This is a genomic window from Acrocarpospora pleiomorpha, from assembly GCF_009687885.1.
In the GTDB taxonomy this organism is placed as follows: domain Bacteria; phylum Actinomycetota; class Actinomycetes; order Streptosporangiales; family Streptosporangiaceae; genus Acrocarpospora; species Acrocarpospora pleiomorpha.
Genome location: NZ_BLAF01000016.1, coordinates 78,388 through 94,222 on the forward strand (window position 1 = coordinate 78,388; position 15,835 = coordinate 94,222).

A 15,835-nucleotide genomic window follows, 5' to 3' on the forward strand; every position below is an offset into this window, starting at 1 on the left:
ACGCTCACGAGCGCCCCCTGCCGTAGTAGCGCTCGATGTAGTACTGGCCGATGGACAGGACGGTGGTCAGGATCAGGTACCAGATGGCCGCCACCAGCAGCAGGGCCATCACCCGGCCGTTCCGGTTGTAGATCACCTGGACCTGGTAGAACAGCTCGGGCAGGGCCATGATGTAGACGACCGAGGTGCCCTTGACCAGGCCGATGATCTCGTTGCCCGCGTTCGGCACGATGGTCCGCATGGCCTGCGGCAGGATGATCCGCAGCAGCCGCCGCGCCCGGGGAATGCCGAGCGCCGCGGCGGCCTCGCGCTGGCCGGGGTCCACCGACAGCAGGCCACCCCGGACGATCTCGGCGGCGTACGCGGCCTGGTGCAGGGCGAGGCCGAGCGCGGCGGCGGCGAGCGGGCTGATCAGGTCCATGGTGCCGACGTCGAAGAAGCCGGGCCCGAACGGGACGCCGAAGGAGAGGCGCGGATAGAGCAGCGCCAGGTTGTACCAGAACAGCAGCTGAAGGATGAGCGGCACCGACCGGAACAGCCAGACGTAGCCCCAGGCGACCGAGGACAGCAGCCGGTTGGCCGACAGGCGCATGAGGGCGAGCACGGTCCCGAGCGCGAACCCGAGCACGATGCCAAGCGCGGTCAACTCCATGGTGAGCAACACCGACCGCACCACCGAGGGCGCGAACAGGTACGCCCCGACGACGTCCCACTCCCAGGCCGAATTGGTGACCAGGGCATTGACCACCATGGCCAGCAGCACGACCACGACAAGGGCGGCCACCCAGCGCAACGGCCGGCGAGTCGTGACGACCTTCGGCGCGCTGCCACCGTCCTGCTTCAGCGGCGCGGTCCGGGTTTCGGGAACCGCCATCATCCGGCCTGGCGGGGACGGCGCGGAAGCTCCACGAGCATCGGGATGCGGCCTTTCCAAGCTTCGATCACACCCACAACCTCAGCACCGCACTCAATTTCCGTCAAGTCCTACTGGTTTAATAGGTTTTCCAACGAGGAAGGAACATCATGACCAACCCCAGCGAGAACAGCCTGATCGACCCGGCCCAGGCGGCCCGCAAGCGCGCGGACGGCGCACTCTTCGTGGACGTACGCCGCCCCGAGGCCCGGGTGGAGAACGGCGTGCCGCCGCAGTCGCTTTCCCATGACGATCTTGGGAAGGGGTCGTCGGGATGGGGGACCTGGCGGGACCCATTTCCAGCGTCAGATTCCTTCCGGCACACTGGCCCGCATGACAACCGCCCCCCTTCCACTAGCGGCGAAGCCTCTCGCCGCCAGGCGTCATCGATTTGCCGCTTGGTTCATTGACGGCCTGGTCTGTATCCTCGCTACCGCGCCGTTGACACTGTCGTTCTACAAAGAAACGTCAGCCTCGGGAGAATCGATCTTCAGCAGTTTTGTCAACCCCTATGCGGGGAACCCCGAGTGGCGGATCGAAGTTGTCGCCACGGTCTTTCTCGGCATCTATTTCTGGCTATTGCACGCCCGATGGGGTCAGACGCTTGGGAAGCGGCTCTGCCGTCTGAAAGTCGTGTCGAGCACGACTGGAGAAGTACCCAACATACGCGATTCCGGACTTCGTGCCCTTGTCCATCCCGTCCTGACAGCGATCCCATATCTCGGAGCGGTGCTCTATCTCGCCGACGCGCTGTGGATGTTCGCAGACCCTAAAAGGCGATGCCTCCACGATGTGATCGCCAAGACCGTCGTGATCGATCTACGGGACCCCGATCGGAGGGCCTCCGGCCGGTCGAGCCTACTCGTCGGGCTGGGCATCCTGTTCGCCCTGTGCATAGCCCTGGTACTGGTCTCCACACTCCTCGCGCGCTGATCCGAAGATCGGACAGTTCCAGCCCAGGCGCGTGTAACCAGCAGCCCGTGGTCAAGAACGCTCGGCTTCCGGACGTTCTCTGGCCGCCCCGCGCAGCATCTCGGCCCTGCTCCAATCCCCAGGCCGGGTGCGGGCGCTTGGTTAAAGGCCGGGGTAAATCCTGATGGGGCTTCATGGAGCGAGAGGTCTCGGTGGAGCGGGGGAATCGCGTGTAGCGCGTGTATTTGCGGTGGAGGGGGTGGATCTACCAGGGCTAGCTGTGGCTGTCACCTAAGTGTGGATTCCACTTACCTGGGGTGTTGCGGGGTCGTTATATCAGGAAGGGCCGCGTACGTCTGGTCTATGTGACGGGGGCGCGTAAGCACAGCCGGAGGGGGGAGGGCGGTCGTGGTTGTGGAATGTATTGACGCGGTCCCTGGGTTTCTGGCGGCGCAGGCGGTTGCGGATGCGGTTTTGTATGAGGGTTATCTGTTGTATCCGTATCGGCGGTCTTCGGCGAAGAATCGGGTTCGATGGCAGTTCGGGGTGCTTCTTCCGGAGTCTTGGGCGCGGGAGAACGGGCTGGCCGATGTGGGGACGGGTGTGGCGGGGTCGGCTGAGTCGTGGTGGCAGCGGACTGAGTGTTTGGTCAGGGCGTCGGAGGATGCGGTTGTGCACTGCCGTGTTCGGTTTCTGCATTTGCGGTGCCGGGCGGTGGAGGAGCGTCTTTCTGATGGGACGCATCGGGTGGCCGATCGGGTTGAGGCCGGGGCTGGGACGGCGCTGAGTTTTGACGAGGCTGTTCCCCGCGAAGTTGACATTCAGGTGTCCGTGGGTGAGTTGCTCGCCGGGGAGAGGCGGTTCGACGTCCGGGTGCCGGGGGGCGAGGAGGTCGAAACGCTCACCGATGCGCGGGGGCGTCCGGTGGGGCGGGTGCGGCGGGAAGGGTGGCCGCTGCGAGGGTCCCTCATTCTGTCGATGGTCGCCTGCGATGCTCCGCTGTTCAGGTTGTGTGCGCGGGTTGAGAACACCGGTGACGAGCTTGCGCCGGGGTCGAGTCGGGATGAGGCGCTTCGGCGCTCGCTGATCGCCTCCCATGTGCTGCTGGCCGTGCCGGGAGGGTGTTTCGTTTCGCTGCTCGAGCCTCCTGACTGGGCGGAGGCGGCCGCTCGCGGCTGCTCGAACGTGCGTACCTTTCCGGTGCTGGTGGGGGGCGAGGAGGCGAGTGAGCTGGTGCTGTCCTCGCCGATCCTGCTGTACGACCACCCGCGGGTCGCGCCCGAGAGTCCAGGTGACCTGCATGACTCGGCCGAGATCGACGAGATCCTGTCGCTGCGGACGTTGACGCTGACCGACGCCGAGAAGCGGGAGGCGCGGGCAACCGACCAGCGTGCCGCGGCGATCCTCGACCGCGTCGAGGCGATGACGCCGGAGACGCTGTCGCGTCTGCACGGGGTCGCTCGGCCGGGCCGTGCGGGGGTTGCTTGGTGGAGTCCGGAGGCGGATGCCGCTGTCGCTCCGGAGAGCAACAGTGTTCTGGTCGGCGGGACGTTGGTGCGGCGCGGGAGCCGGGTGCGCCTTCGGCCGCGCCTGCGGGGAAGCGACCCGCAGGACATGTTCTTGGACGGGAAGGCGGCCAGGGTCGAGGCGGTAATGCTCGATGTGGATGGGGCGTACCACCTCGCGGTGACTCTGGAGGACGACCCGGGGGCCGAGCTGCATCAGTGGTACGGGCGTTTTCGCTACTTCTCGCCGGATGAGGCCGAGCCGCTGAATGGGGGCGGGGAATGAGCGGCCGAGTGCTTGTGGCGGGTATCGGGAACGTCTTCCTGGGAGATGACGGGTTCGGCGTCGAAGTCGTCAACCGGCTCGATGTCTCCGTTCTGCCGGAGACCGTCGATGTCGTCGACTACGGCATTCGGGGCGTTCATCTGGCGTATGAGCTGCTCGCCGGGCGCCACCACACGTTGATCATGGTGGACGCGGTTCCCGTCGAGGGTCCGCCGGGGACGGTGGCGGTTCTCGAGGTCGATGACGAGGACCCGCTGGGTCCCGTGCCGGTGAACGGGCACGGGATGCATCCCCAAGCCGTGCTCGATCTGCTGCGCGCGCTGGGCGGCGGAGTGCCGCGGGTGCTGATCGTGGGCTGCCGGCCCGCGGTGATCGATGAACTCATGGGCCTGTCCGAACCGGTCGCCGCCGCCGTCGACGGCGCGGCCGCGCTGGTGGCGGAGCTGGCCCGGCAGGAGGCGGCGGACCTCGCCGCCCCGGTGATCCGACAAGCGGACGCGGAGTGTGCCGATGCATGAGACGGGGTTGTGCGATGCGATCGTCCTGGCGGTCCTGCGCCGGGCCGAGGGCCGGCGGGTGACCGCGGTCCGCGTCCGGGTCGGCGGGCACGCCGGCGGGCACGAAGTCGATCCGGCCGTCATCGATCAGGGTTTCCGGGTCGCGGCAGCCGGAACGGCGGCGCAGGACGCCGACGTCGACGTCGTCATAGAACCGCTGTCGGTGCGCTGCCGGGACTGCGACAGCCACGGGCCGGCCCTGGACGCGCCCGCGCTGGTCGCCTGTCCCCGGTGTGGCGGCGTCGACATCGAGGTGACGGGCGGCACCGACGTCCAGCTGGAGGCGATCACTTTCGAGCCGCTTCCGACGGGCGGAGGTGTGTTGTGATGACCACTGGATTCGACGAGATGCACATCCTGTGGATCTCGGAGGGCATGAGCTGCGACGGTGACACCGTCTCGGTGACCGCCGCCTCGCAGCCCGCGATCGAGGACGTGGTCAACGGCCTGATCCCCGGCCTGCCCAAGGTGCACCTGCACAACAAGGTGCTCTCCCCCGCCCTCGGCGGCGAGGACTTCCTGGCCCCGTTCCGGGCCGCCGCGCGGGGCGACCTCGCGCCCTTCCTCTTCGTCATGGAAGGCTCCATCCCCAACGAGAAGATCAACGGGGACGGCTACTGGACGTCGTTCGGCAACGACCCGCTCACCGGCGAGCCGATGACCGTCAACACCTGGATCGAGATGCTGGCGCCCAGAGCCTGGGCGGTGGTGGCCATCGGAACCTGCGCCACGTACGGCGGCATCCACGCCATGGCCGGCAACCCGACCGGCTGCATGGGCCTGGCCGACTACCTGGGCTGGGATTTCCGCTCAGCCGGTGGACTGCCCATCGTCAACGTCCCCGGCTGCCCGGTCCAGCCGGACAACTTCATGGAAACCCTGACATGGGTGCTCTACCACGCGGCGGGCAGCGCGCCCCCGCCGCCGCTGGACGAGATGCTGCGCCCGCAGTGGCTGTTCGGCCGCACCGTCCACGAAGGCTGCGACCGGGGCTCCTACTACGAGCAGGGCGACTTCGCGAAGGACTACAACTCCCCCAAGTGCCAGGTGCAGATCGGCTGCTGGGGCCCGGTCGTCAACTGCAACGTGCCCAAACGCGGCTGGATCGGCGGGGTCGGCGGCTGCCCGAACGTGGGCGGCATCTGCATCGCCTGCACCATGCCGGGCTTCCCCGACAAGTTCATGCCCTTCATGGACATGCCGCCGGGCGCCAGCGTCTCCTCCATGTTGATCAAGCCGTACGGCGCCTTCGTCCGGCGGATGCGCGGCATCACCAACCACACGGCCAACCGAGAGCCCCGATGGCGGCACAACCGTGACGCGCTGACCAGCGGATTCAACCCCCGCTGGCGTCCTTAGACCCGCGGAGCAAGGAGGAGTACGAGCATGGTCATGGAGCAGACCGAAGGCGCCGAAGAGGTCGGCCGGCTGGTCGAGATGTCGTGGGACCCGATCACCCGCATCATCGGCAACCTCGGCATCTATACGAAGATCGACTTCGCCAACCAGCGGGTCGTGGAGTGTCACAGCACCTCCTCGCTGTTCCGTGGCTATTCGGTGTTCATGAAGGGCAAGGATCCACGGGACGCGGGGTTCATCACCAGCCGCATCTGCGGCATCTGCGGCGACAACCACACCACATGCTCGGTGTACGCCCAGAACATGGCGTACGGCATCAAGACTCCCAAGCTCGCCGAGTGGATCATCAATCTCGGCGAGGCCGCCGAGTACATGTTCGACCACACCCTCTTCCAGGACAATCTCGTCTTCGTCGACTTCTGCGAGGCGATGGTCAAGGGCACCAACCCCGGCCTGCTGAAGCGGGCGAAGACCACCGAGGCGCCGAACGCCGCCATCCACGGCAAGCGCACCATCGCGGAGATCATGGAGGCGTTCAACCCGTTCGAGGGGGACGTGTACAAGGAGGCGCTGCGCGTCAGCCGTACCACGCGGGAGATGTTCTGCCTCATGGAGGGCAGGCATGTGCACGCGTCGACGGTCTATCCGGGCGGGGTCGGGACGATGCCGAGCCCGACGTTGTTCACCGACTACCTGTCCCGGCTGATCGGCATCGTGGACTTCATCAAGAAGTCCGTGGCGCTGAACGACGACGTCTTCAACTTCTTCTACGAGGCCCTGCCCGGCTACGAGGAGGTCGGCAGGCGCCGGATCCTGCTGGGCTGCTGGGGGGCGTTCCAGGATCCCGAAGTGGTCGACTACCGCTATGCGACGATGAACGAGTGGGGCAAGGCGATGTTCGTCACCCCCGGCGTGGTCGTCGACGGCGAGCTGATCACGACCAACCTGGTGGACATCAACCTGGGCATCCGCATCCTGCTGGGCAGCTCGTTCTACGACGACTGGGTGGCCGAGGAGCCGTTCGTCACCCGGGATCCGCTCGGCAATCCGATCGACATCCGGCATCCCTGGAACCAGACCACCCTGCCCGCGCCGCAGAAGCGTGACTTCAAGGGCAACTACAGCTGGGTGATGAGCCCGCGCTGGCTGGATCCGCGCACCGGCGACCACCTGCCGCTGGACACCGGCGGCGGCCCGTTCGCCCGGCTGTACACCACGGCCCTCGCCGGCCTGGTGGACACGCCGTACGTCAAGGCGACCGGTTCGTCGGTGCGGATCTCGCTGCCGAAGGGGAACGAACTGCCGGAGACGACGCTGGAGTGGCGGATCCCGCAGTGGTCGAACGCCATCGAGCGCAACCGGGCCCGGGTGTACTTCGTGGCGTACGCCGCGGCGATGGCCGTGCACTTCATCGAGCAGGCCCTGGGGCGGGTGCGCGGCGGCGACATGAAGGTCTTCCAGGACTTCGAGGTGCCGGACGAGGCGATCGGCGCGGGTTTCCACGAGGCGGTGCGCGGGGTGCTCTCGCATCACATGGTGATCCAGAAGGGCAAGATCGCCAACTACCATCCGTACCCGCCGACCCCGTGGAACGCCAGTCCGCGTGACGAGTTCGGCACGCCGGGGCCGTACGAGGACGCCGTCCAGGGCATGCCGATCTTCGAGGAGAACGGGCCGGACGACTTCAAGGGCGTGGACATCATGCGCGCGGTCCGCAGCTTCGATCCGTGCCTGCCCTGCGGCGTGCACATGTACCTCGGCAAGGGGCGCACGCTGAAGAAGCTGCACTCCCCCATGTTCGGGGCCGGCCATGGCTGAGCGTCTCGACGACCGGACCGTCGCCGGACGGCTGGAGGTGCTGGAGGAGCTGCTCGCCGAGCTGGAGGCGTCGGGCGCGGAGACGGCGCTCGACGCGATCGCCCTGCTCGCCGAGGTGTACGGCGAGGCGCTCGCCCGGGTCATGCGGCACGCTCCCGAGCTCCATACGGACCTGGCGAAGGACGTGCTGCTGGCGCACCTGCTCGCGCTCCACGGGCTCGGGCAGCAGGAGGAGAAGGCGTTCATACCGGTGGACGCGCTGCTGCGAAGACCGGCGGGGAGCACGCCGTGAGCGTGCTCGAACGGGTGATCAACAGGACGGTGCGCCGCGAGCGGCAGGCGCCCGAGCCGTGCGAGCTGTGCGGCGCTCCGCTGTCCGGCGCGCACGCCCACCTGCTGGAGGACCGGCACGAGCGGCTGCTGTGCGCCTGCCGGGCGTGCGCGCTGCTGTTCGAACGCGGCGCGGCCGGTCTGGGCCGGTTCCGGCTGGTGCCGGACCGCCGGGTCCGGATCACCGGGCCGCCCCCTGCCGACCTCGGCATCCCCGTGGGCCTGGCGTTCTTCGTGCTCAAGGCCGACGGCGTCGTGGTGGCGCACTATCCGAGCCCGGTCGGCGCCACGCGCTGGGACCTGGACCCCGGCGCCTGGGAGCGCGTCACCGGCCGGTACGAGCCGCTGGGCTCGATGCGGCCGGGCGTGGAGGCGTTCCTGGTGGCCGTCGTCCGCGGCATGGACGAGCGGTGGCTGGTGCCCATCGACGACTGCCACCGGCTGGTGGCGCTGGTCCGGGGGGAGTGGAAGGGCATGTCCGGCGGCACGGAGCTCTGGACGCGGCTGGAACAGTTCTTCGCCGAACTCGCGAGAAAGGGAGGACGACATGGCGCGGATCCGGGTGGGCAAGCCTGACGTGGCGCCCGACACGACCTCGCACGTCAAGGGCGTGCGGGAGGGCAACCAGGGGCGCGCGCGCCGGCAGCAGGCGGGACACCACCGGGACGGCAGCGCGGACGCGCGCCGGTCGACGGGGGTCCGGCCCAAGAAGGAGAACCCGATCCTGCCGGTCATGCCGAACCTGCCCCCGGGCTGACCGATTGGAGAGGAGGTGAGGTGACATGCGGAACCGCAAGAAGATGCTGGCTCTGCTCGTCGGAGGCGCGCTCCTGGCGCTGTTCTGGCGGGAGCTGCCCGCGCTGAAGCGCTACATCAAGATCGAACGAATGTAATCGAAAGGGCGGCACGGCTGATGTGCCTGGGCATTCCCGGCGAGATCGTCGAAATCATCTCCGGACAGACCGAGCTGGCCATGGTCGACGTCGTGGGCGTCCGGCGGGCCATCAACACCGGCCTGCTGGGGGAAGGGGAAGTCCGCCCAGGCGACTGGGTGCTGGTCCACGTGGGCTTCGCGATGTCCAAGATCGACGAAGCGGAGGCGGCGGCCACGCTCGCTCTGCTCAGCGGTCTTGGACAGGCCTACACCGATGAGCTCGAAGCGCTCGCAGAGTCAGATATCACCTGAAGCCTGAAAAGCCGGAAAGGCTACCGACGTGCGTTTCATCGACGAATATCGCGATGCGGGCAAGGCCCGGAGCCTGGCATCGCAGATCCGGGACCTCTGCGAGCCGGGCCGTAAGTACACGTTCATGGAGGTGTGCGGGGGCCACACGCACACCATCTACAAGCACGGGCTGGAGGACTACCTGCCGGAGGCCGTGACCCTGGTGCACGGCCCCGGCTGCCCGGTGTGCGTGATCCCGATGGGACGTATCGACGACGCCATCGCGATCGCCCGCCGGCCGGGGGTGATCATGACGTCGTTCGGCGACATGATGCGGGTGCCCGGCGGCCAGGGGTCGTTCCTGGACGCCAAGGCCGCCGGTGCGGACATCCGCATGGTGTACTCGCCGCTGGACGCTCTGAAGATCGCTCGTACGAATCCGGATCGCACGGTCGTCTTCATGGCCATCGGGTTCGAGACGACGGCGCCGTCCACGGCGATGACCGTGCTGCGGGCGGCCGCCGAGGGGATCTCCAACTTCTCCGTCTTCTGTAACCACGTGACTGTCATTCCGGCGATCAAGGCCATTCTGGATTCGCCGGACCAGCGGCTGGACGGGTTCATCGGGCCCGGCCACGTGTCGACCGTGATCGGTTGCCGGCCGTACGAGTTCATCGCCGGGGAGTATGGGAAGCCGCTTGTGTGTGCCGGGTTCGAGCCTTTGGACGTCCTGCAGTCGATCCACATGTTGCTCCGGCAACTCGCCGAAGATCGGTCCGAGGTGGAGAACCAGTACACCCGGGTGGTGCGGTGGGAGGGCAACCGCAAGGCCCTTGAGGTGATCTCCCAGGTGATGGAGCTCCGGCCGTACTTCGAGTGGCGGGGGCTGGGGTTCATCTCGCACTCCGCGCTGCGGATGCGGGAGGAGTACGCGGCGCATGACGCCGAAGGGCTCTTCGAGGTGCCCGGCGTGCGGGTGGCCGATCCCCAGGCGTGCCAGTGCGGGGAGGTGCTCAAGGGTGTGCTGAAGCCGTGGGAGTGCAAAGTCTTCGGCACCGCCTGCACGCCCGAGACGCCGATCGGCACCTGCATGGTCTCCTCGGAGGGGGCCTGCGCCGCGTACTACAACTTCGGCCGGTTCACCCGTACGCGCCTCAAGGAGACGAGCCACCGATGACCGAGGAACAGGTCCTGGAGCGGATCGAGCGCGCCCGCCGCCGCAAGCCCAAGGTCAAGGAGGAGCGGATCACGCTCGCCCACGGCGCGGGCGGCAAGGCGACGCGGACCCTGATCGAGGCGGTCTTCGTCGAGGCCTTCCGCAATCCCGTCCTGGAGCCGCTGGCGGACGGCGCCGTGCTCGACGTCGACGGCGGGCGGCTGGTCTTCACCACGGACTCCTTCGTGGTGTCCCCGCTGTTCTTCCCCGGCGGCGACATCGGCGACCTCGCGGTCAACGGAACCGTCAACGATCTGGCGGTCTGCGGCGCCCGGCCGCTGTACCTGTCGGCCGGGTTCATCCTGGAGGAGGGCTTCCCCGTCGCCGACCTGCGCCGGATCACCGGCTCCATGGCGGCCGCGGCCGCGCGTGCCGGGGTCCAGGTGGTGACCGGGGACACCAAGGTGGTGCAGCGGGGCAGGGGCGACGGCTGCTACGTGACCACGTCCGGGGTCGGAGTGCTGGAGCGGGATATCACGCTGGGCGATTCGATGGTACGGCCCGGCGACGCGGTGATCGTGTCCGGGCCGATCGGCGAGCACGGCGTCACGATCATGATCGCCCGGGGGGAACTGGACATCGAGGCGGACCTCGCCTCGGACACCGCGCCTGTGCACGAGCTGGTCGCGGCCCTGCTCGACGCCGTACCGGTGCGCATGGTGCGCGACGCCACGCGCGGCGGGGTGGCCACGGTCCTCAATGAGGTCGCCCAGGCCGCGAAGGTCGCGGTGGTGGTCGACGAGCCGGCGGTGCCGGTGCGTCCTGTCGTGAACGGGGCCTGCGAGTTGCTCGGGCTGGATCCGTTGTACGTGGCGTGCGAGGGCAGGTTCGTCGCGGTCGTGGACGGTGATCACGCGGATGCGGCGGTGGCCACGATGCGCCGGCATCCGCTCGGCGAGGGTGCCGCGGTCGTGGGCGTGGTCGAGGCCGACCCGCCGGGACTCGTGCTGCTCAGGACCGCGTTCGGTGGCACGAGGATCGTCGACCTGCTAGTCGGGGATCCGCTGCCGCGCATCTGCTGAGCGGTCGCGTGCGGCGGCGACCACCGCCTGCCCTAGCGATATGCCGCCGTCCCCCGGCGGCACCCGGGAGTGGACCAGGACGCGCATGCCGTCCTGTTCCAGCCCGGACACCATACGCTCCAGCAGGACCATGTTCTGGAAGACGCCGCCGGACAGCGCGACCGTCCGGAGGCCGGTCCGTTCGCGCAACGCGCGCACGGCCAGGACGGTGGCGGCGGCCAGGCCGTTGTGAAAACGGGCGGCGACGCGTTCCACCGGGACTCCGGACAGCACGTCCTCGGCCGCGCCCCTGACCAGATCGCTGCCCATGATGACCAGGCCATCGCTCAGCCGTGCCGGGTAGGCGCCCGGCTCGGCGGGGTCCACCCGTGCTTCCAGTTCGGCCGCCGCCTGGCCTTCGTAGCTGACGACGTCGCGGACACCGGCGACCGCGGAGACGGCGTCGAACAGCCGCCCGGCACTGGACGTGAGTGGAGAGTTCACGCCGGTTCGCGCCAGAGCGACGGCCGCCGCCCACCGGTCCCTCCGGACGATCGGCAGTTCCGGCACGGCGTCGCCGTAGATCCGGTCGAGGTAGGCCGCGGCCATTCGCCACGGCTGGCGGATCGCCGCCGTGCCGCCGGGCATGGGCACCGGTTCCAGATGTCCGGCCCGGTGGAAGCCCGCGAGGTCGGCGATGAGCAGTTCGCCGCCCCACAGCGTGCCGTCCTCGCCGTAGCCGAGGCCGTCGAACGCGACACCGATCACCGGTCCGCCGTATCCGTTGTCGGCGAGGCAGGAGGCGATGTGGGCGTGATGGTGCTGGACTCCCACCAGGTCGATGTCGTGCCTGTCCAGCGCGTACTTGGTGGAGAGGTACTCCGGATGCAGGTCGTGGGCGAGCACGGCCGGGCGGACGCCGAAGAGGCGGCAGAAGTGGTCGATGCCGTCGGTGAACGAGCGCAGGGTCTCGTAGTTCTCCAGGTCGCCGATGTGGTGGGACGGGAACGCCTGGACCCCTTCGGCCACGCAGAAGGTGTTCTTCAGCTCGGCTCCGCAGGCCAGCACCGGGCGGGGGAACGGCCACGGCACGGTGACCGGAGCCGGCACATAGCCACGGGAACGGCGGATGGGCAGCTCCCTGCCGCGGAAGACCCGGACCAGCGAGTCGTCGGCGCGGACGTGGATGGGCCGGTCGTGCAGCAGGAAACCGTCGGCGACGGCCGACAACCGCCGCAGGGCGTCCCCGTCCTCGAAGACGACGGGCTCGTCGGAGAGATTGCCGCTGGTCAGCACGAACGGCCGGGCCAGCCGATCGGCGAGCAGGTGGTGCAGCGGCGTGTACGGCAACATCACCCCCAGGTCGCGGCTGCCGGGCGCCACCGCCTCGGCCACGGGGGCGTCCGCGCGCCGGGGGGCCAGCACGATGGGGCGGCGGACGCCGGTGAGCAGGCGTTCCGCCTCGGGTTCGAGGTGGACCAGCGCGCCGGCCGCGGTCAGGTCGGGCGCCATCACGGCGAAGGGCCGGTCCTCCCGGCGCTTGCGGGCGCGCAGCGCGGCCACGGCCCTGGCGTGGCCGGCGAGGACGCCGAGGTGGTAGCCGCCGAGTCCTTTGATCGCCAGGATGCGGCCCTGCCGCAGCCATGCCGCCGCCGTGGTGATCGGGTCGCCCGGTACCGGCAGGCCGTCCGCGCCGAGCATGCGCAGGGCCGGTCCGCAGGCCGGGCAGCAGACCGGCTGCGCGTGGAAGCGCCGATCGCGGGGATCGTGGTACTCGCGTTCGCAGGCGGCACAAAGGGCGAAGCCCGCCATCGTGGTCGTGTGGCGGTCGTAGGGAACGCCGGTCACGATGGTGAAGCGCGGTCCGCAGTTCGTGCAGTTGGTGAACGGGTGGCGGTAGCGGCGGCAGGCAGGGTCGGCCAGTTCGGCCAGGCAGTCGGCGCAGGTCGCCGTGTCCGGGGCGACCAGCGCCTGGCGGGCGGCACCGCCCTCGCTGCGGACGATGCGGAACCCCGCCTCCCCGATCGGCTCCGCCGCCTCGACGGTGACCCGCTCGACCATCGCCAGGGGTGGCGCCTGGTGCCGCAGGGCGGCCAGGAAGCCGTCCAGCGCCGCGCGCAGGCCCTCCGCCTCGATGAACACTCCACCGGAGTCGTTGCCGACGAAGCCCGCCACGCCGTACTCACCGGCCAGGCCGCACACGAAGGGGCGGAATCCCACCCCTTGCACCAGCCCCTGGACGCGGACTCGGATGCGTCTCATCGGTTTAGCTGGGTCAGTTCCCACAGCACGTGGTGCAGCGTGATCTGGGCCTCCTGGATCCGGTGCACCGACGTGGATGGCACGACGAACAGATGGTCGAGACCGTCCTGTGCCATCTTGCCGCCGTCGTAGCCGGCGAATCCGACCGTGATCATGCCGCGTCGGCGCGCCTCGTCCAGCGCGTTGAGCACGTTGGCCGAGCCGCCGCTGGTCGACAGCCCGACCGCGATGTCCCCCGGGCGGCCGAGCGCGGCCAGTTGCCGGGCGAAGACCAGGTCGAAGCCGACGTCGTTGGAGAGTGCCGTGAGCACGGCCACGTCCTGGGCGAGGGCGATCGCGCCGACCGGACGGCCCGGCGGCGCGGGATGGGCGAACGTGTGCGCGAGGTCCTGGGCGTCCGTGCTGCTGCCGCCGTTGCCGAAGGCGAACAGCCGCGCGCCCTGGTCGAACGCCGCGGCCATCGCCTTGGCGCAGGTGAGGAGTTGCTTCCCGTGCAGGGCGGGGAGCGACTGGCGCAGGGTGACGATCTCGGCGATCTTCTCCTGGGTGGAGGCGCGGACCTGCGAGAGGAGGTCGTCGCGGGTGACGGTGTCGGTGTACAGGAAGGGATAGAGGGTCTCGAGGGGCTCACTCATCGGGTTCTCCGCAGGTTCGCGTGCCGGCGACGGCGATGGCCTCCTTGGCGTGGACGAGCACGATGTCACCGGGCCGGGCGTCCACCAGGGCCACGCTGATCTCCTCCGGTCCGGAGTCGGTGTCGACCATGGCGAGGCCGTCGTCCAGCAGCTGGAGCACCCTTTGCGGTACCGCGACGTCCGAACAGGTGACGCAGACCTCGGGGCGGTCCGCGCCGGTCATCGGGCGGCCTCCGGTTGCTCGTAGAAGACGTGGGCCAGCTCCCAGAGGAGGTGATAAATCGTCATATGGACCTCCTTGACGACGAGCGGATCCCTGGAGCGCACGACCAGTTGGTGGTCCACGGCGAGAGGGGCTTCGTGCCCGCCGACGAGAGCGACCGTGAGCAGCCCGAGTTCCCGGGCGGTGTCCAGGCCGCGCAGCACGTTGGGGCAGTCGCCGAAGCCCATGGCGATGTCATCCGGGGAGGCCAGCAGCCGGAGCTGGCCAGCGAAGACGTCGTCGAGGCCCTCCGTTCCGGCGATTCCCGTCACGAGCGCGACGTCGTTGGTCAGCGAGACGGCGGGGAAAGCCCGCTTGCCGACGATGACGGGATGGGCGAACTCGACGGCGACATGCTGGGCGTCGGTCGCCGATCCTCCGTTGCCGAACACGATCAGCTTTCCGCCCCGCCGGAAGCGCAGCGCCATGTCCTGGCACGTACGCAGGATGCGATCCGCGTCCTCGGACAGGGCGCCGCCCGGACCGACCCGCCGTTCGAAGGCGGCCGACACCGCGGTCATGTCTGGGTGCATCTGTCTCTCCGCGATCATGGCGTTGCGAGGAAGGGCTGGTACTCGGATGTGGGCGTGATCCGCCGCCACCGGGTCAGGCAGGTCTCCAGGACGTGGCCGAGCCGGGTCAGCCGGGGCATCCAGGTCTCCAGCGCGGCCATCCCGGTCGCGGTGAGCTCGTAGCGCCGGCGGGCGGGGCCCGTCGCCGAGGCGACCCAGGTGGAGGCCAGCAGACCCTGGCGTTCGAGGTTGCGCAGCAGCCGGTAGATCTGGCCGGGCTCCATGTCGTCCAGGCCGAGCAGGGAGAGGCGTTCGATCAGGTCGTATCCGTGGCCGGGGCGTTCGCAGATCAGGAGCAGCAGGCAGGGGTGGAGGAGGCTGCGGGTCTCGCTACCGGGCATGGTGTCCTCCTCGCGGGAACCCGTCTGATTGGGACGGTAGTGCGGGAGTTGCCGTAGCCTGCGGCTCGCGCGCGGCAGTTGTGGGAGTCATCGCCGGGCGAAGGGGCAGAAATTGGTCCTCCTATCGGCTCCTGGTGATCGGTGCACGCCCGGGTTGCCCTGCCATTGCCCGCCTTGTACGTACAGCCCTTGGTTGATCTTAAGAACGATCAACCAAGGGCTGTCCCGTAGATCAAGTCAGCGGACGATGCCTTGACTGTCCTTGCCGTCGCCGTCCCAGTCGCCGATCACGGGCAGATCGCCAGCGTCGCCGTAGGCCACGAGGTGGGTGGTCTCGGTGGCCGTGGTGACCGGGCTGGTACGCATGTAGAAGCCGTTGCCCATGCGAACGCCCATGTTGTCCTTGCCGTCGCCGTCCCAGTCGCCCACGAACGGGACCGCGTTGGGGTCGCCGTACAAGAAGGTGTACTGAGCCTGACCGCTAGCAGGGTTGTTGCTGATGAAGAAGCGGCCCGCGCCCGGGTCATAAGCGCTGACAGTGTCCCTGCCGTCGCCGTCCCAGTCACCCACGAACGGAACCGCGTTGGGGTCGCCGTACAAGAAGGTGTACTGAGCCTGACCGCTAGCAGGGTTGTTGCTGATGAAGAAACGGCCCGCGGTGGGATCGTAGGTGCTGACAGGTACGCCGCGCGCTGGTCCAT

Annotated in this window: 20 protein-coding genes; 13 read left to right on the top strand and 7 right to left on the bottom strand. The window is 68.8% G+C overall.

All coding sequences use genetic code 11. The features are described 5' to 3' along the window. Window positions 1-4: 4 nt before the first annotated feature. Window positions 5-877 carry an amino acid ABC transporter permease gene (locus Aple_RS16080; RefSeq protein WP_155345405.1) on the bottom strand — a complete coding sequence of 291 codons (873 nt, stop codon included), beginning with the start codon at window positions 875-877 and terminating at the stop codon, window positions 5-7. Window positions 878-1,246: 369 nt separating this feature from the next. On the opposite strand from Aple_RS16080, the gene Aple_RS16085 reads away from it, so the two are divergent. The 13 genes from Aple_RS16085 (at window position 1,247) to hypE (ending at window position 11,083) form a co-directional block, all read left to right on the top strand. Continuing rightward, entirely contained in the window at window positions 1,247-1,846 is a 600-nt protein-coding gene (locus Aple_RS16085; protein WP_170321497.1) for an RDD family protein, read from the top strand. Window positions 1,847-2,656: 810 nt separating this feature from the next. Further along, window positions 2,657-3,616, top strand: a complete 960-nt coding sequence (locus Aple_RS16090; protein WP_246264513.1) for a hypothetical protein — start codon at window positions 2,657-2,659, stop codon at window positions 3,614-3,616. After that, window positions 3,613-4,134, top strand: a complete 522-nt coding sequence (locus tag Aple_RS16095) for a hydrogenase maturation protease (protein WP_155345407.1) — start codon at window positions 3,613-3,615, stop codon at window positions 4,132-4,134. The genes Aple_RS16090 and Aple_RS16095 overlap by 4 nt, the downstream gene beginning before the upstream one ends. Then, window positions 4,127-4,501, top strand: a complete 375-nt coding sequence (locus tag Aple_RS16100) for a hydrogenase/urease maturation nickel metallochaperone HypA (protein WP_155345408.1) — start codon at window positions 4,127-4,129, stop codon at window positions 4,499-4,501. The genes Aple_RS16095 and Aple_RS16100 overlap by 8 nt, the downstream gene beginning before the upstream one ends. Then, window positions 4,501-5,532 (top strand): NADH-quinone oxidoreductase subunit B family protein, encoded by a 1,032-nt coding sequence (locus Aple_RS16105; protein WP_155345409.1) that lies wholly within the window; start codon window positions 4,501-4,503, stop codon window positions 5,530-5,532. The genes Aple_RS16100 and Aple_RS16105 overlap by 1 nt, the downstream gene beginning before the upstream one ends. A 27-nt stretch (window positions 5,533-5,559) precedes the next feature. Further along, window positions 5,560-7,350 carry a nickel-dependent hydrogenase large subunit gene (locus tag Aple_RS16110; protein ID WP_155345410.1) on the top strand — a complete coding sequence of 597 codons (1,791 nt, stop codon included), beginning with the start codon at window positions 5,560-5,562 and terminating at the stop codon, window positions 7,348-7,350. After that, window positions 7,343-7,642 (top strand): NifU-related iron-sulfur-binding protein, encoded by a 300-nt coding sequence (locus Aple_RS16115; protein ID WP_155345411.1) that lies wholly within the window; start codon window positions 7,343-7,345, stop codon window positions 7,640-7,642. Before Aple_RS16110 ends, Aple_RS16115 begins: the two co-directional genes overlap by 8 nt. Beyond that, on the top strand, window positions 7,639-8,256 hold the full coding sequence (locus Aple_RS16120; RefSeq protein ID WP_155345412.1) for a DUF5947 family protein: 618 nt from the start codon (window positions 7,639-7,641) through the stop codon (window positions 8,254-8,256). Before Aple_RS16115 ends, Aple_RS16120 begins: the two co-directional genes overlap by 4 nt. Further along, window positions 8,228-8,437 (top strand): hypothetical protein, encoded by a 210-nt coding sequence (locus Aple_RS16125; RefSeq protein ID WP_155345413.1) that lies wholly within the window; start codon window positions 8,228-8,230, stop codon window positions 8,435-8,437. Before Aple_RS16120 ends, Aple_RS16125 begins: the two co-directional genes overlap by 29 nt. A gap of 25 nt (window positions 8,438-8,462) precedes the next feature. Further along, window positions 8,463-8,573, top strand: coding sequence for a DUF6893 family small protein (locus Aple_RS56250; RefSeq protein ID WP_373869588.1), 111 nt, complete (start codon window positions 8,463-8,465; stop codon window positions 8,571-8,573). A 20-nt stretch (window positions 8,574-8,593) separates the two neighbouring features. Further along, window positions 8,594-8,866 (top strand): HypC/HybG/HupF family hydrogenase formation chaperone, encoded by a 273-nt coding sequence (locus Aple_RS16130; RefSeq protein WP_155345414.1) that lies wholly within the window; start codon window positions 8,594-8,596, stop codon window positions 8,864-8,866. Between the two features lie 28 nt (window positions 8,867-8,894). Next, on the top strand, window positions 8,895-10,022 hold the full coding sequence (hypD, locus tag Aple_RS16135) for a hydrogenase formation protein HypD (protein WP_155345415.1): 1,128 nt from the start codon (window positions 8,895-8,897) through the stop codon (window positions 10,020-10,022). Beyond that, a complete protein-coding gene (gene hypE / locus Aple_RS16140) occupies window positions 10,019-11,083 on the top strand; it encodes a hydrogenase expression/formation protein HypE (RefSeq protein ID WP_155345416.1) in 1,065 nt (354 codons plus the stop codon). The genes hypD and hypE overlap by 4 nt, the downstream gene beginning before the upstream one ends. Here the strand turns inward: hypE and hypF are convergent. The 6 genes from hypF to Aple_RS51995 all read right to left on the bottom strand — a co-directional run bounded on the left by hypF (window position 11,051) and on the right by Aple_RS51995 (window position 15,704). Beyond that, complete coding sequence (gene hypF / locus Aple_RS16145; protein WP_174889833.1) at window positions 11,051-13,324, bottom strand: carbamoyltransferase HypF; 2,274 nt, start codon at window positions 13,322-13,324, stop codon at window positions 11,051-11,053. The two genes, hypE and hypF, sit on opposite strands and share 33 nt — an antisense overlap. Then, window positions 13,321-13,959 carry a D-sedoheptulose-7-phosphate isomerase gene (locus Aple_RS16150; protein ID WP_155345417.1) on the bottom strand — a complete coding sequence of 213 codons (639 nt, stop codon included), beginning with the start codon at window positions 13,957-13,959 and terminating at the stop codon, window positions 13,321-13,323. The genes hypF and Aple_RS16150 overlap by 4 nt, the downstream gene beginning before the upstream one ends. Then, window positions 13,952-14,182 carry a HypC/HybG/HupF family hydrogenase formation chaperone gene (locus Aple_RS16155; protein ID WP_155345418.1) on the bottom strand — a complete coding sequence of 77 codons (231 nt, stop codon included), beginning with the start codon at window positions 14,180-14,182 and terminating at the stop codon, window positions 13,952-13,954. Before Aple_RS16155 ends, Aple_RS16150 begins: the two co-directional genes overlap by 8 nt. Then, window positions 14,179-14,754, bottom strand: a complete 576-nt coding sequence (locus tag Aple_RS16160) for a D-sedoheptulose-7-phosphate isomerase (RefSeq protein WP_155345419.1) — start codon at window positions 14,752-14,754, stop codon at window positions 14,179-14,181. The genes Aple_RS16155 and Aple_RS16160 overlap by 4 nt, the downstream gene beginning before the upstream one ends. Before the next feature lie 14 nt (window positions 14,755-14,768). Continuing rightward, the gene (locus Aple_RS16165) at window positions 14,769-15,134 is read right to left on the bottom strand and encodes a PadR family transcriptional regulator (protein ID WP_155345420.1); all 366 of its coding nucleotides are present in this window, start codon (window positions 15,132-15,134) and stop codon (window positions 14,769-14,771) included. 237 nt (window positions 15,135-15,371) lie between these two features. After that, window positions 15,372-15,704: a hypothetical protein gene (locus tag Aple_RS51995; protein ID WP_170321491.1), complete on the bottom strand. Its 333-nt coding sequence runs from the start codon at window positions 15,702-15,704 to the stop codon at window positions 15,372-15,374. Window positions 15,705-15,835 lie beyond the last annotated feature (131 nt).

Excerpts from the sequence above, each read along its gene's own strand:
- Aple_RS56250 (WP_373869588.1), top strand. The coding sequence starts at position 8,463 with ATGCGGAACCGCAAGAAGATGCTGGCTCTGCTCGTCGGAGGCGCGCTC.
- Aple_RS16115 (WP_155345411.1), top strand. The coding sequence starts at position 7,343 with ATGGCTGAGCGTCTCGACGACCGGACCGTCGCCGGACGGCTGGAGGTG.
- Aple_RS16085 (WP_170321497.1), top strand. The coding sequence starts at position 1,247 with ATGACAACCGCCCCCCTTCCACTAGCGGCGAAGCCTCTCGCCGCCAGG.
- Aple_RS16155 (WP_155345418.1), bottom strand. The coding sequence starts at position 14,182 with ATGACCGGCGCGGACCGCCCCGAGGTCTGCGTCACCTGTTCGGACGTC.
- Aple_RS16160 (WP_155345419.1), bottom strand. The coding sequence starts at position 14,754 with ATGCACCCAGACATGACCGCGGTGTCGGCCGCCTTCGAACGGCGGGTC.
- Aple_RS16095 (WP_155345407.1), top strand. The coding sequence starts at position 3,613 with ATGAGCGGCCGAGTGCTTGTGGCGGGTATCGGGAACGTCTTCCTGGGA.
- Aple_RS16125 (WP_155345413.1), top strand. The coding sequence starts at position 8,228 with ATGGCGCGGATCCGGGTGGGCAAGCCTGACGTGGCGCCCGACACGACC.
- Aple_RS16105 (WP_155345409.1), top strand. The coding sequence starts at position 4,501 with ATGACCACTGGATTCGACGAGATGCACATCCTGTGGATCTCGGAGGGC.
- Aple_RS16100 (WP_155345408.1), top strand. The coding sequence starts at position 4,127 with ATGCATGAGACGGGGTTGTGCGATGCGATCGTCCTGGCGGTCCTGCGC.
- Aple_RS16165 (WP_155345420.1), bottom strand. The coding sequence starts at position 15,134 with ATGCCCGGTAGCGAGACCCGCAGCCTCCTCCACCCCTGCCTGCTGCTC.
- hypF (WP_174889833.1), bottom strand. The coding sequence starts at position 13,324 with ATGAGACGCATCCGAGTCCGCGTCCAGGGGCTGGTGCAAGGGGTGGGA.
- hypE (WP_155345416.1), top strand. The coding sequence starts at position 10,019 with ATGACCGAGGAACAGGTCCTGGAGCGGATCGAGCGCGCCCGCCGCCGC.
- Aple_RS16150 (WP_155345417.1), bottom strand. The coding sequence starts at position 13,959 with ATGAGTGAGCCCCTCGAGACCCTCTATCCCTTCCTGTACACCGACACC.
- Aple_RS16080 (WP_155345405.1), bottom strand. The coding sequence starts at position 877 with ATGATGGCGGTTCCCGAAACCCGGACCGCGCCGCTGAAGCAGGACGGT.
- Aple_RS16110 (WP_155345410.1), top strand. The coding sequence starts at position 5,560 with ATGGTCATGGAGCAGACCGAAGGCGCCGAAGAGGTCGGCCGGCTGGTC.
- Aple_RS16130 (WP_155345414.1), top strand. The coding sequence starts at position 8,594 with ATGTGCCTGGGCATTCCCGGCGAGATCGTCGAAATCATCTCCGGACAG.